12 protein-coding genes are annotated in these 12512 nt (G+C 46.8%); 6 read left to right on the top strand and 6 right to left on the bottom strand.

The window, feature by feature from the left end; all coding sequences use genetic code 11:
- Nucleotides 1–20 precede the first annotated feature (20 nt).
- Together OCV19_RS15490 and OCV19_RS15485 are read left to right on the top strand one after the other, a co-directional pair.
- Nucleotides 21–509, top strand: a complete 489-nt coding sequence (locus OCV19_RS15490) for a type II secretion system protein M (protein WP_019826466.1) — start codon at nucleotides 21–23, stop codon at nucleotides 507–509.
- Between the two features lies 1 nt (nucleotide 510).
- Nucleotides 511–1290, top strand: a complete 780-nt coding sequence (locus tag OCV19_RS15485) for a type II secretion system protein N (protein ID WP_065675967.1) — start codon at nucleotides 511–513, stop codon at nucleotides 1288–1290.
- A 102-nt stretch (nucleotides 1291–1392) separates the two neighbouring features.
- Here the strand turns inward: OCV19_RS15485 and cysQ are convergent, their stop codons facing one another.
- From cysQ to OCV19_RS15465, 4 genes are all read right to left on the bottom strand, one after another.
- On the bottom strand, nucleotides 1393–2220 hold the full coding sequence (gene cysQ / locus OCV19_RS15480; protein WP_017062477.1) for a 3'(2'),5'-bisphosphate nucleotidase CysQ: 828 nt from the start codon (nucleotides 2218–2220) through the stop codon (nucleotides 1393–1395).
- A gap of 36 nt (nucleotides 2221–2256) precedes the next feature.
- Complete coding sequence (gene nudE / locus OCV19_RS15475) at nucleotides 2257–2808, bottom strand: ADP compounds hydrolase NudE (RefSeq protein ID WP_019826462.1); 552 nt, start codon at nucleotides 2806–2808, stop codon at nucleotides 2257–2259.
- A gap of 287 nt (nucleotides 2809–3095) precedes the next feature.
- Nucleotides 3096–3680, bottom strand: coding sequence for a Fe-S biogenesis protein NfuA (nfuA, locus tag OCV19_RS15470; RefSeq protein WP_029405734.1), 585 nt, complete (start codon nucleotides 3678–3680; stop codon nucleotides 3096–3098).
- A 110-nt stretch (nucleotides 3681–3790) separates the two neighbouring features.
- A complete protein-coding gene (locus OCV19_RS15465) occupies nucleotides 3791–4504 on the bottom strand; it encodes a ComF family protein (RefSeq protein ID WP_167352281.1) in 714 nt (237 codons plus the stop codon).
- A gap of 93 nt (nucleotides 4505–4597) precedes the next feature.
- On the opposite strand from OCV19_RS15465, the gene bioH reads away from it, so the two are divergent.
- Entirely contained in the window at nucleotides 4598–5374 is a 777-nt protein-coding gene (gene bioH / locus OCV19_RS15460; RefSeq protein WP_065675969.1) for a pimeloyl-ACP methyl ester esterase BioH, read from the top strand.
- Between the two features lie 341 nt (nucleotides 5375–5715).
- Entirely contained in the window at nucleotides 5716–6189 is a 474-nt protein-coding gene (locus OCV19_RS15455; RefSeq protein WP_065675970.1) for an ATP-dependent Lon protease, read from the top strand.
- A gap of 253 nt (nucleotides 6190–6442) precedes the next feature.
- Here the strand turns inward: OCV19_RS15455 and OCV19_RS15450 are convergent, their stop codons facing one another.
- Both OCV19_RS15450 and greB read right to left on the bottom strand, forming a co-directional pair.
- On the bottom strand, nucleotides 6443–8773 hold the full coding sequence (locus OCV19_RS15450; RefSeq protein ID WP_065675971.1) for a Tex family protein: 2331 nt from the start codon (nucleotides 8771–8773) through the stop codon (nucleotides 6443–6445).
- A gap of 664 nt (nucleotides 8774–9437) precedes the next feature.
- On the bottom strand, nucleotides 9438–9920 hold the full coding sequence (gene greB / locus OCV19_RS15445; protein ID WP_048607646.1) for a transcription elongation factor GreB: 483 nt from the start codon (nucleotides 9918–9920) through the stop codon (nucleotides 9438–9440).
- A 170-nt stretch (nucleotides 9921–10090) separates the two neighbouring features.
- Here greB and ompR point away from each other — a divergent pair, with 170 nt between their 5' ends.
- The gene (gene ompR, locus OCV19_RS15440) at nucleotides 10091–10810 is read left to right on the top strand and encodes an osmolarity response regulator transcription factor OmpR (RefSeq protein WP_008218409.1); all 720 of its coding nucleotides are present in this window, start codon (nucleotides 10091–10093) and stop codon (nucleotides 10808–10810) included.
- A gap of 153 nt (nucleotides 10811–10963) precedes the next feature.
- Nucleotides 10964–12259, top strand: coding sequence for a two-component system sensor histidine kinase EnvZ (gene envZ / locus OCV19_RS15435; protein WP_065675972.1), 1296 nt, complete (start codon nucleotides 10964–10966; stop codon nucleotides 12257–12259).
- Nucleotides 12260–12512 lie beyond the last annotated feature (253 nt).

The raw sequence follows: 12512 nt of genomic DNA, 5'->3' as shown, positions 1-12512 counted from the left end.
CCTGCGTAAGGAGATCAGTGATGAGAAATATGATTGAGCCACTCCAAGCGTGGTGGACTTCAATAAGTCAAAGAGAGCAACGATTAGTTATTGGTTGCTCAATTTTATTGGTGGTTGGTGTCGTTTATTGGGGGCTAATCCAGCCACTCAGTCAGCGAGCTGAACTTGCGCAGACCCGTATTCAAAGTGAGAAGCAACTACTGGCTTGGGTAACCAATAAAGCCAATGAAGTAGTTGAGCTACGAGGTAGCGGTGGCATCAGTGCTAGCCAACCTCTGAATCAATCTGTGCCTGCTTCTATGCGTCGTTTTAATATCGAGCTGATACGTGTACAACCACGTGGCGAGATGCTGCAAGTGTGGGTAAAACCAGTGCCTTTTAATAAGTTCGTTGACTGGCTAACATATCTGAAAGAAAAACAGGGTGTTGAGGTCGAGTTTATGGATATTGATCGCTCTGATAACCCTGGGGTTATTGACGTCAACCGACTACAGTTTAAACGAGGTTAATGTGAAACGCGGTTTATCTTTTAAGTATGGCCTGCTCTTCAGTAGCATCTTTATCGTCTTTTTCTCGGTCAGCTTGTTGCTGCACTTGCCGGCTTCTTTTGCTCTCAAGCAGGCTCCTGCTGTGCGCGGCTTGAGTATCGAAGGCGTGGAGGGCACCGTTTGGCAAGGCAGCGCTAACAACATCGTGTGGCAGCGCATCAATTACGGTTCAGTGCAGTGGGATTTCCAGTTTTCTAAGCTATTTCAAGCCAAAGCAGAACTAGCGGTTCGTTTTGGCCGCAACAGCGACATGAACTTATCAGGTAAAGGGCGTGTCGGGTACAGCATGAGTGGTGCGTATGCAGAGAACTTAGTGGCCTCAATGCCTGCTATGAACGTGATGAAATACGCCCCAGCCATTCCAGTACCGGTTTCAATTGGCGGACAAGTTGAACTGACGATTAAGCATGCGGTTCACGCTCAGCCTTGGTGTCAATCTGGCGAAGGTACACTGGCTTGGTCTGGTGCCACAGTCGACTCTCCTGTTGGTTCGTTAGACCTTGGTCCTGTGATTGCGGACATAACCTGTGAAGACAGCGCAATTGCAGCGAAAGGCACTCAGAAGAGCGATCAGGTAGACAGTGAGTTCTCAGCGAGCGTAACACCTAACCAACGCTACACGTCGGCGGCATGGTTTAAGCCGGGAGCGGAATTCCCGCCAGCAATGCAGAGTCAACTTAAGTGGCTGGGCAACCCTGATAGCCAAGGTAAGTACCAGTTTACTTATCAAGGTCGTTTTTAGCTAAATAGCTAAGGCTTACTAAATTACGAGATATAAAAAACGGGCACCTCATTAAGGTGCCCGTTTTGTTTGAATAATGAGAGTTACAGGGAGCAAACTCGCCTAGTCTTTGCCTTGCAAAATTTCTACCCACGGTAAGTCTGCATCACCGAGTACAATGAAGTTCGGGTTTTCTAGCGTTTCTCTTTCATTGTACGAAAGCGGCTCTAGCTGAGTACTTAAGATACGTCCGCCAGCTTCTTCAACAATGCACTGCGTTGCGGCGGTATCCCACTCTCCGGTTGGTCCAAGGCGCAGGTAACAATCCACAGCGCCTTCTGCGACTAAACAGGCCTTAAGCGCTGCTGAGCCAAGAGGAACCAAATCATAATTCCATGCTGAGCTCATACGGCTAGTGATGCGATTGATGTCTTGGCGACGGCTGATCGCCATAGCGATTGACTGGTTTGGCAGCTCGTGACGATGCGTTTTGATTTTCACGCTGTCATTAAGGTCTGGGATCTTCCAAGCGCCTTTGCCACTGTAAGCGTAATAGCTCACACCTGAAACGGGTGCGTATACCACGCCCATCACTGGCTTGTTATGCTCGATTAGGGCGATAATTGTCGCAAAATCACCACTTCGTGCGATGAACTCCTGGGTGCCGTCCAGTGGGTCAACTAACCAGTAGCGATCCCATTGAGAGCGTTGCTCTAGGCTGATGTCGGCGTCTTCTTCGGATAATACGGGAATATCAGGCGTCAATTCACTGAGTTTTTTTAATATCAGCTTATGTGCTGCAAGATCGGCACTGGTTACAGGAGTGTCATCACTCTTAATGAACTCTTCGTAATCCTTTTTCTCGTAGATCTCTAAAATCAGTTGTCCTGCAGAGCGAGCAATCTCAATGACAGAGGGTAGGAGGTGAGACAAATCTTTTGTTATTGGCATAAATGTTCTCTTACTCTTAGAGCGAGCCTGAATGTTCTAGTTATTGTTTAATACACGAAGGCTTAAAAGCAGGGCTGTAATACTGCGAGCCTCACAGAAATCGAGATGTGTTAACAGTTCTTCGGCTTGAGCAAGTGGCCAGCGCACAATATCGAGTGGCTCTGGTTCATCACCTTCAAGTTTTTCAGGGTAGAGGTCTTCGGCGATAAACAGCGTCATTTTGCTAGAGAAGTAAGAGGGTGCAAGGATCACTTCCTTCAGCGGAGTAAGCTTGTTGGCACCGAAGCCTATCTCTTCTTTGAGTTCGCGAACGGCGGCTTCGTTTGGCTGCTCACCTGGATCGATAAGCCCTTTCGGAAAGCCCAGTTCATAGCGTTCTGTGCCCGCTGCGTATTCACGCACCAATAGAATGTCGCCTTGTTCAGTAATCGGAACCATCATTACTGCGTTGCGGCCACTAGGCTTCATGCGTTCGTAAGTGCGCTGTTCGCCGTTTGAAAAGCGTAAATCGAGAGACTCGATAGAGAATAGTTTTGATTGAGCGACAGTTTGCTGAGCCAAAATCTCTGGCTTGGTCCTTTTTGTCATTGTGCTCGCTCCTTAGCTCATTGGAATTCTTTCTTATAAAGTCATTCTAATATAGGGGAAATGACGTTGAGTTCCTAGATCCGAGTTTTCATATCCTAGAATTATTAGAGCAGGAACCGATTGCGATCACTTGAATACCTTACTCAAGATGGTAACCAACCGAGAATTCTGGTTATTTCGTTCAGGAATACAAGAGCATAGGGGGCGTATCAACTTAGCCTCAAAACAAAAAAGGTTGATGCTTGCGCATCAACCTTTTTAATCAGTGATTCATACTAACTGAGTAATTAGTAGTAAGAGTGCTCACCACGATCGTGCTCAGTTGCGTCACGAACAGCAGTCAGTTCACCTTCGAATTGTTGAAGAAGTTCTTTCTCGATGCCTTCTTTTAGCGTTACATCAACCATAGAACAACCGTTACAGCCGCCACCGAATGCAACGATAGCAGCGCCGTCTTCAGTGATTTCTACCAAGCTAACGTGACCACCGTGACCAGCAAGCTGCGGGTTAACCTGTGTTTGGATTGCGTATTCAACGCGCTCTACAAGTGGTGCATCATCAGATACTTTACGCATTTTAGCGTTTGGTGCTTTAAGCGTTAGTTGAGAGCCCATTTTGTCAGTCACGAAGTCAATCTCAGCTTCGTCTAGGAATGGTAGGCTTAGCTCATCTACGTATGCAGAGAATGCTTCGAAAGAAAGTTTGGTATCAGACGCTTCGATAGCATCTGTTGGGCAGTAAGAAACACCACACTCAGCGTTTTGTGTGCCTGGGTTTACCACGAACACACGAATGTTTGTACCTTCAGGCTGCTGTGACAGCAGATTGGCAAAGTGAGTTTGAGCTGTTTCTGTAATAGTAATATTTGACACGACGAATACCTGAGTAGATTTGTAGGTTATTAGCACCATTCTACTCCTGTCAGATTTGTAATTCAGCCCTTTTTTTGTTGGATTGCTGTACAAGTAGTGATTCACAGCTTTTATCCAGAGGGCTCAGGAGTGCGGCAGATGCAGTAAATATCAATCCTTTTAACGCCCACTTCAAGTAGTAATTGGCATAATTGATACACAGTACTGCCGGTGGTTACAACATCATCAATTATCGCGACATGAGAGGGAACCATTCCTTGAAAGTCTTGTTTTCTCAGCGCAAAAGCGCTCTTTAGATTGTGTAATCGTGCGGATTTAGTCAGCCCCTGCTGGGAAGCTGTTGAGCGAATTCGACGAAAGAGCACATCACTTTTAACGCCAAGCTCTTGAGCCGTGTAATTGGCTAGCAGCTGACTTTGATTAAAGCCACGATGAGTGTATCGGCGCCAATGCAGCGGTACGCTGGTGAGCAACGGAGCAGGTTGATCGATACGTGATGCCAATAGCTTAGACAGATCACGTGAAAACCAAAACTTATCAGCGTATTTCATTTGTTGGATATAGCCTGCTGTTGGGAAGGTGTAATCACCGACGCAATAGAGCCGATGCCAAAGCGGAGGATTAGCTAAGCATTCACCACATTGATCGACAGTGGTGATGGTTTTTAAGCCACATCTTTGACAGCGTGGTACAGGTTCAAAGAGCTTGAGACAAGAATTGCACCATCGAGGATGTGCGTCCTCGGGAAGCTTATCGAGCTTACATAGGTGGCATTGAGGTGTGACCAGACGTGGTGTGTGTTTTTGTAGCCAATCGGATAACATAGCTCGCGATGCTTTTGGGTTATGGTGTTCCTTTTGCTAACCATACTGAAAAGCGCGGATTATCGCTGATGGAAAAAGTAGGGAATATTGAGAATGAGTGACGCGTTATATTGGCATGTTTCTGGGCAAGGGCCTGATTTAGTACTGGTTCACGGCTGGGGAATGAACGGTGCGGTATGGCAACAAACCGTAAATGCATTACAAGCTGATTTTCGAGTGCATGTTGTCGATTTACCAGGGTATGGACACAGCGCGCACTGCCACGCTCAAGATCTTGAAGAGATTGCTCAGCAACTGTTGGCCGAAGCACCAAAGCAAGCGATTTGGGTCGGTTGGTCACTTGGTGGTTTGGTCGCGACGCACATGGCTCTGCATCATTCAGATTACGTAAGCAAGTTGGTGACGGTCGCCAGTTCTCCCAAATTCGCCGCTGCAAAAGAACCTGTTTTGTGGCGAGGCATTCAACCCAATGTATTAACGGCTTTCACTGAACAGTTAGTGGAAGACTTTCAGACCACCATCGAACGCTTTATGGCATTGCAAGCTATGGGCAGCCCTTCAGCAAGGCAAGATGTAAAACAACTCAAGCAAGCAGTGCTTTCACGTCCGTTGCCGAATCCAGATTCTTTATTGGCGGGCCTAAAGATGCTGTCGGATGTTGACCTGCGTGAACAGCTGCCTGAGATCTCAGTGCCTATGTTGCGCTTGTATGGTCGATTAGATGGGCTTGTGCCAATCAAGGTTGCAAAAGACTTAGGCACTGCCTTGCCTCATACCGAGCAATACATCTTCACACAGTCATCCCATGCGCCATTTATGACCGAAGCCGATGCCTTTTGTAGCGAGCTGATCAGCTTTGCCCAAAAATAATCGCTAAATTTATCGCTGGCTTGGTCGATATATAACCTAATACCAATCAAAGTAAGTAAGTGTTCAAAAATAGCGTAGGAAAAAGGCTTGAGAACAAGGCAGAGCTTTTTGATAAGTAGTTATTCTACAATCAAAAGTTCTAACGCCGTTATCGAGCATTTTAACAAGCTAGGATGAGCAGTTATTTACTACGATTGGTATAACACCAACGTGTTGCTTGATACTCAGACCTCACTCTCTCCTGAGCTGATTGCGCTAAGTTGGGCTATGCCTGTTGTGCTGACTCACAGTACAACAGCGTTATAGCAAAAACGATGGGCGATTCTTGAGGAGAGTTCGCGATGATTGTGTCACCTGCAACTGCAGTGAGTGTGCCACTAATCGCCCCGTCCGTTAATGTGCAAACAGAGCAAGTTGCGCGTGATAATAAAGTCCGAGAGCCTGTTGCTCCCGCAGTAGCATTGGCGAGAACCAATGCAGAGCGCAAGGTAAAGTCGGACGATAAACGAAGGCAGCAGTCGGCTTGGGATCCTTCAGATCATCCTGGTTATGAAATGGAGAACGAGTCAGAGGCCAATTCGGTTAGCCAAGAAGAGTCACAAGATCCTTTTGATAGACTGTTCAGCTTGTTGGCCCTGAGAACATACAGTGCCGACCAAGGAAAAGGCTATACCATGCGTTTCCGCCTGCCAAAGCATGTTTTAGATGCGGCGATTCAGGAGGGACAGATGGAGAAACGACGTAAGGTCATAAAATATCATTATGGTCATGCTGTTGCGCCTCATACTCCATCAGAGATGCTGGTCGTGTTGTAATTATACTCTTCATACTTGAAGCCGCAGCGTTGTTAACTGCGTAAGTTCACCCTAATCACATAGAACCCCTATGCTCATAGGGCTGAACTTCATTCCTTTGTAAGGAAAAGGTTACCTAGCTGCAACTCCAATTATTTTGAGTATAAGCACGAAGAATACAACCAAGCTTCGATGTCTTTTTTGAACACATAATAAAAACCTGCATACCCTTAGGGATGCAGGTTTTCTGTTTTAGGCGAATCAGTTTAACGGATTATTTCTTCGCTTTAGCAAATGCAGCAGCGAACGCACCACCCATCGCCGCGTTTTGTTGCGGCTCTTCGCGACGGCGTTGTCCGCCTTGTGAATTTTGGTTCGGGCGGTTTTGCGTGCGAGGCGTGCTTGAGCGTTGCGCTCGGTTGTCTTGTCCCGGCTCGTCCTTCATACGCATGCTCAGTGCAATACGTTTACGCTGAACATCGACTTCCATCACCTTCACTTTGACGATGTCACCCGCTTTAACCACTTCACGGGGGTCAGAGACAAAGCGATCGGTGAGCGCTGAAATATGCACTAAGCCATCTTGGTGAACACCGATATCAACGAAGGCACCAAAGTTGGCCACGTTAGACACCACACCTTCTAGAATCATGCCCGGTTCTAAGTCTGAAACGCTGTTTACGCCATCAGCGAAGGTGGCGGTCTTGAACTCAGGGCGAGGGTCGCGTCCCGGTTTATCCAGCTCCTTGATGATGTCGCTTACCGTTGGTACACCAAAGTTTTCATTGGTGTAATCAATCGCATGCAAGCCACGCAGGAAGTCTGTGTTACCCACCAGAGATTTGATGTCTTTGTGGTTTTTCTCAGCGATGCTTTTCACCACAGGGTAAGCTTCTGGGTGAACCGATGATGCATCGAGAGGGTTCTTGCCGTCCATAATTCGTAGGAAACCCGCACACTGTTCAAAGGCTTTAGGACCTAAACGAGCCACTTTCTTCAACGTAGTGCGCGCTTCAAAACGACCATTCTCATCACGGAAATCCACGATGTTCTGAGCGATGGTGCTAGACAGGCCAGCAACACGAGTCAGTAGCGCAGCCGAAGCGGTATTCACATCAACACCAACCGCATTTACACAGTCTTCGACAATCGCATCTAAGCGCTTAGCAAGCATAGTTTGGCTCACATCGTGTTGGTATTGGCCCACACCGATCGATTTAGGGTCAATCTTCACTAGCTCTGCCAGTGGATCTTGCAGACGACGAGCAATAGACACCGCACCACGAATTGATACATCCATGTTCGGGAACTCTTTTGCTGCTAGTTCAGACGCAGAATACACCGATGCGCCCGCTTCGCTAACAATGATCTTTTGCGCTTTTAGGTTGCCACGCTTAATTACATCAGCCACAAAGCTGTCGGTTTCGCGTGAAGCCGTGCCGTTACCAATCGCAATCAAATCAACATTGTATTGACGAACCATCTGCTCAACCACGTGTGCAGATTTGTCGTATTGCTTTTGCGGTGGGTGAGGGTAAATCGTTTCTGTTGCCAAAACCTTACCGGTTGAATCCACGACAGCGATTTTCGACCCGGTACGTAAACCCGGGTCCAAGCCTAAAGTTGCACGAGGGCCAGCAGGCGCAGCCATGAGTAGGTCTTTTAGGTTAGTTGCGAATACTTCAATCGCTTCGATCTCTGCACGCTCTTTCATTGCGCCCATCAATTCAGTTTCCATGTGCATCGAAACCTTGATGCGCCATGCCCAGCTAATCACTTGCTTACGCCAAGCATCCGCAGGTGCGCTGCTTAAGGTAATACCGTAGTGATCAGAGATGATGTTCTCGCAGTATGAACCACGCACACCTTCTTCTTGCTCTGGGTCTGCGTTCATTGCCAGCGTTAGGAAGCCTTCATTGCGGCCACGCAACATGGCAAGTGCACGGTGAGACGGTACTTTGCTCAGAGCTTCGTTATGCTCGAAGTAGTCTTTGAACTTCTCACCTTCGTTCTCTTTGCCAGCCACAACACGAGCACCAAGCTCTGCATTACGGTTTAGGTGTTGGCGAATCTTTTCAAGCAGGTTTGCGTCTTCCGCAATGCGATCCATGATGATCGCACGTGCGCCATCGAGTGCAGCTTTGGTATCGGCAATGCCTTTATCGCTGCTGATGAAGTTAGCCGCTTCCGTTTCCGGATCGTGCTGTGGTGCATTCCATAACGTATCGGCAAGTGGCTCTAAACCTGCCTCAATCGCGATCTGACCTTTGGTACGGCGCTTTGGTTTGTATGGTAGGTATAAATCTTCTAGGCGAGTCTTGCTGTCTGCTTGAGTGATATCACGCTCGAGTTCTGGCGTGAGTTTTCCTTGGTCTTGAATCGACTTAAGAATCGTTTGGCGACGATCGTCTAACTCGCGAAGGTATGAAAGGCGGCTATCAAGGTTACGTAGTTGGGTATCGTCTAAGCCACCCGTAACTTCTTTACGGTAGCGGGCAATAAAGGGAACGGTGTTACCGTCATCAATTAGGTTTACTGCGGCAGTGACTTGCTCAGAACGGACATTCAGTTCTTCAGCGATCAGTCGACAGATAGCTTGGCTCATCCGATGAATCTCTTATTTAATATCATGACAAATACATGGGGGTGAGCGTACGCTTTTTCTAGCTTTGGCTGTGTAATTATCCTGTCAGAAGTCGAATTTCCGTTTCTGATACCTGCTTTGTGCGAGATCTCTTACAAGTGATGTGAGACTAAGTCGCTTTAAACTCAGTAAATTGTCCCAATAAAGATGTAAGTTTATGATTTTATTGGTTTTGATGTTTTAGGGTGTATTTACCACAGTAAATATTTTTTAGGACTATCTAGGAAACTCGCGCAATTACCGTAATATTTAACTTGTCGACAGGGAGTTGGCAGGAACAGGAAAAAGCCTAATGGACTAGGTATCTTCAGGATGAAGATTTGATTACTTAGGATGAGTGGTCAGCAAGGAAGTGATAATCTCTGGATGAGATTCGCCAGTCAGGATGACAGGCTAGAATGGACACCGCTAGGATGGCGATGAACAAAAAGGAAATTGGTTAAAGGATTTAGCCACTATCAAGGAAAGATGCAGGGAGCACCTTATCTCGAAGAGATAAACAGTAGCCGGATTGCTGCGATAGAGACTTAACCCCGCTAGGCGAAAGCCTTGCGGGGTTTTCTTTTATCTGGAGTTTGGGTTTGCTTAGACACTCAGCTCATCGCTAAGTGTCTATTAGGTTTGGTTATTCGTTATCTGCGTAGCTGATCGAGTTAATGAACCACTCTTTGTCGCCTTCCGGTGTTTTTACCGTAAACTCATCATCTACCTCTTTCTTGAGTAGAGCTCTAGCCATTGGTGAGTCGATAGAGATATAGCCTTTAGCATCGCCGTAGATCTCTTCGGGGCCAACAATTCGAAACTTCTTAATTTCTCCATCATCATTCTCAATTTCGACCCAAGCACCGAAAAAGACCTTACCTTCTTGTTGTGGTGAGTAATCCACGATTGTGACATCAGGTAGGAACTTTCTTAAGAAACGCACTCGGCGATCAATCTGACGAAGCAAACGCTTATTGAAGGTGTAATCTGCGTTTTCTGAACGATCTCCGAGGCTTGCAGCCCAAGTGACTATTTTGGTGATCTCTGGACGCTTCTCGTGCCATAAGTGGTCATGTTCTGCTTTGAGTTTGTTATAACCTTCTCGGGTGATAAGTTTGGTTTTCATAAATCGGACTTAATGAAATGATGATCTAAGATAGAATATATAGAAAGGCAACATACGTTAACAATTATTTAGGCGACTTTTTCTCCAATAATGTTACATTTTTAATGTCTTATACAATTTACCAAGAATGCTTAACCTTAGGTTTAAGCTTTAATAGGTGGAACCATTACATGCAAGAAAACTACAAAATTTTAGTGGTCGATGACGATGCTCGTTTACGTGCACTGTTAGAGCGCTATCTGTCAGAGCAGGGCTTTCAAGTGCGTAGCGTGGCAAACAGTGAGCAGATGGACCGCCTGTTAACCCGTGAAAATTTTCACTTGATGGTATTGGATTTAATGTTGCCGGGCGAAGATGGTCTATCGATCTGTCGTCGTTTACGAAACGCAAACAACTCGCTACCAATCCTGATGCTTACAGCAAAGGGTGATGAAGTGGATCGCATTGTGGGCTTGGAAGTGGGTGCTGATGATTACCTGCCAAAACCATTTAACCCACGTGAACTGCTTGCTCGTATTAAAGCGGTACTGCGTCGCCAAGTCATTGAAGCGCCGGGCGCACCAAGTACAGAAGAGTCTGTGGTTGAATTTGGTGAATTCCGTTTGAACCTAGGTACTCGCGAAATGTTCCGCGGTGAAGAGCCAATGCCTCTTACTTCGGGTGAATTTGCGGTACTTAAGTCATTGGTAACGAATGCTCGTGAGCCAATGTCTCGCGATAAGCTGATGAACATGGCTCGTGGCCGTGAGTATTCAGCAATGGAACGTTCTATCGATGTTCAGATTTCACGTCTGCGTCGTCTAGTTGAAGAAGATCCAAGCAAACCTCGCTACATCCAAACGGTGTGGGGCTTGGGTTATGTATTCGTTCCAGATGGCAAAGCTGTGTAATTCAGCTTAATAAGCTCTACAGCAGCTTTATCGATTCTGTGAATCTTACGGGTCATCTCATTAATATGCGATGGCCCGTTTTCTATTCAGCACAATGTTTTAGAGTTATAGTCATATAACACTTTCTTTATCTTTCTACATCTCGGGTACCCCATGCGTATACGTAGCTCCTTTACTCAGTCGATAGTGCTTTTCTTAACGCTATTGGTCGCTAGCCAAATTTTTTCTTATTACGCGGTTTTTAACTATGCGTTGATGCCAAGTTTGCAGCAGTTTAATAAGATTCTGGCACACGAGCTAAACCTGGTATTGGACCAAGGCAGTGATATCGAGATTGATGCGCCACTACGTCAGCGTGTACTTGAGCAGCTAGGGGTAACTGTTCACGCGAAAAACAGCGAAGCCGCGGGTGAGTATTACCATGCAGTAGCAATCGACCTGATGAGTGAGGAGATGACCAAGGAGCTGGGTTCTGAAACTGAAGTGCGGCTGATCTTGGGTAAAGAGAGCTATGTGCTGTGGATGGACATTGCGCAGTTACCCAACTCTTTAATTCGTATTCCGTTATCAGAGCTGCAAGAAGAGGATTTTGCACCACTGTTTCGTAACAGTCTGATCATGGCGCTGTTGATTGTCGCAGGTGGTTGGCTGTTTATCCGATTGCAAAACCGTCCGTTGATAGCGCTAGAGAAAGCGGCGCAAGGTGTCGGGCGAGGTGATATTCCACCGCCATTGCCAGTTCAAGGCGCACAAGAGATTCGCTCGGTAACTCGAGCCTTTAACCAGATGTCTAAAGGCATCCAAGAGCTAGAGGAAGACCGCGCCTTGTTGATGGCAGGTATCAGCCATGATTTACGTACTCCGTTAACGCGTATTCGCTTAGCGACTGAGATGATGTCACCAGAGGAAGCCTACTTAGCCGACGGGATCATCAGTGATACTGAAGAGTGTAACGAGATCATCAGTCAGTTTATGGATTATTTAAAACCCGTTGATCGAAATTCATTCCAAGAGGTATTTGTCGATGATATTGCTCGTGAAGTATCAAGCTCTGAGGGTGGCTACGAGGTTCAGATTGAAACCGATATTCCAGAGTCAATGAAGCCTGCGCTAGGTAACCCGATCGCGATGAAGCGTGCCGTGAGTAACTTGGTGGTGAATGCGCTGCGCTATGGCAATGGTTGGGTCAAGGTATCGACTGGCATGACGGCGGATAATAAACTGGCTTGGGTGACCGTTGAAGATAATGGCCCTGGGATCCCGCAAGACCAGGTCGGTAAGTTGTTTGAACCGTTCACACGTGGTGACACCGCTCGTGGCAGTGAAGGAACAGGTTTAGGTTTGGCGATTGTGAAACGTATCGTTAGCCAACATCAAGGTGCGGTGGTGGTCAATAATCGCAGTGAAGGTGGCTTGAAGGCGCAGATCAGTTTCCCAGTTAAGCCCTAGTTATCATCGGTCCGTATGATGACGATAAGTTCGGTTCGGGGAACTGTTAAGAGATCCCCGACTCGGTCATTCTTCCCTCTCGGGGATGACGAATTGCTAACCATGTACCTTGATGACGGAAGTTTATTTTGATCGTCATTCCCTATCGTGAGGAACGAACGAGTAGGGAATCTCGCTCTTGCTTGTGAAAGTAACGCGTACTAATAAGGCTTCCTTGGGGAAGCCTTATTACGTTTTAAGCTGGAATAGGCGG

This window comes from Vibrio celticus, from assembly GCF_024347335.1.
GTDB classification, from domain to species: Bacteria; Pseudomonadota; Gammaproteobacteria; order Enterobacterales; family Vibrionaceae; genus Vibrio; species Vibrio celticus.
This window is presented reverse-complemented; position numbering and strand designations above follow the sequence as displayed.

Excerpts from the sequence above, each read along its gene's own strand:
- envZ (WP_065675972.1), top strand. The coding sequence starts at position 10,964 with ATGCGTATACGTAGCTCCTTTACTCAGTCGATAGTGCTTTTCTTAACG.
- greB (WP_048607646.1), bottom strand. The coding sequence starts at position 9,920 with ATGAAAACCAAACTTATCACCCGAGAAGGTTATAACAAACTCAAAGCA.
- OCV19_RS15465 (WP_167352281.1), bottom strand. The coding sequence starts at position 4,504 with ATGTTATCCGATTGGCTACAAAAACACACACCACGTCTGGTCACACCT.
- OCV19_RS15455 (WP_065675970.1), top strand. The coding sequence starts at position 5,716 with ATGATTGTGTCACCTGCAACTGCAGTGAGTGTGCCACTAATCGCCCCG.
- nudE (WP_019826462.1), bottom strand. The coding sequence starts at position 2,808 with ATGACAAAAAGGACCAAGCCAGAGATTTTGGCTCAGCAAACTGTCGCT.
- OCV19_RS15490 (WP_019826466.1), top strand. The coding sequence starts at position 21 with ATGAGAAATATGATTGAGCCACTCCAAGCGTGGTGGACTTCAATAAGT.
- bioH (WP_065675969.1), top strand. The coding sequence starts at position 4,598 with ATGAGTGACGCGTTATATTGGCATGTTTCTGGGCAAGGGCCTGATTTA.
- OCV19_RS15450 (WP_065675971.1), bottom strand. The coding sequence starts at position 8,773 with ATGAGCCAAGCTATCTGTCGACTGATCGCTGAAGAACTGAATGTCCGT.
- ompR (WP_008218409.1), top strand. The coding sequence starts at position 10,091 with ATGCAAGAAAACTACAAAATTTTAGTGGTCGATGACGATGCTCGTTTA.
- cysQ (WP_017062477.1), bottom strand. The coding sequence starts at position 2,220 with ATGCCAATAACAAAAGATTTGTCTCACCTCCTACCCTCTGTCATTGAG.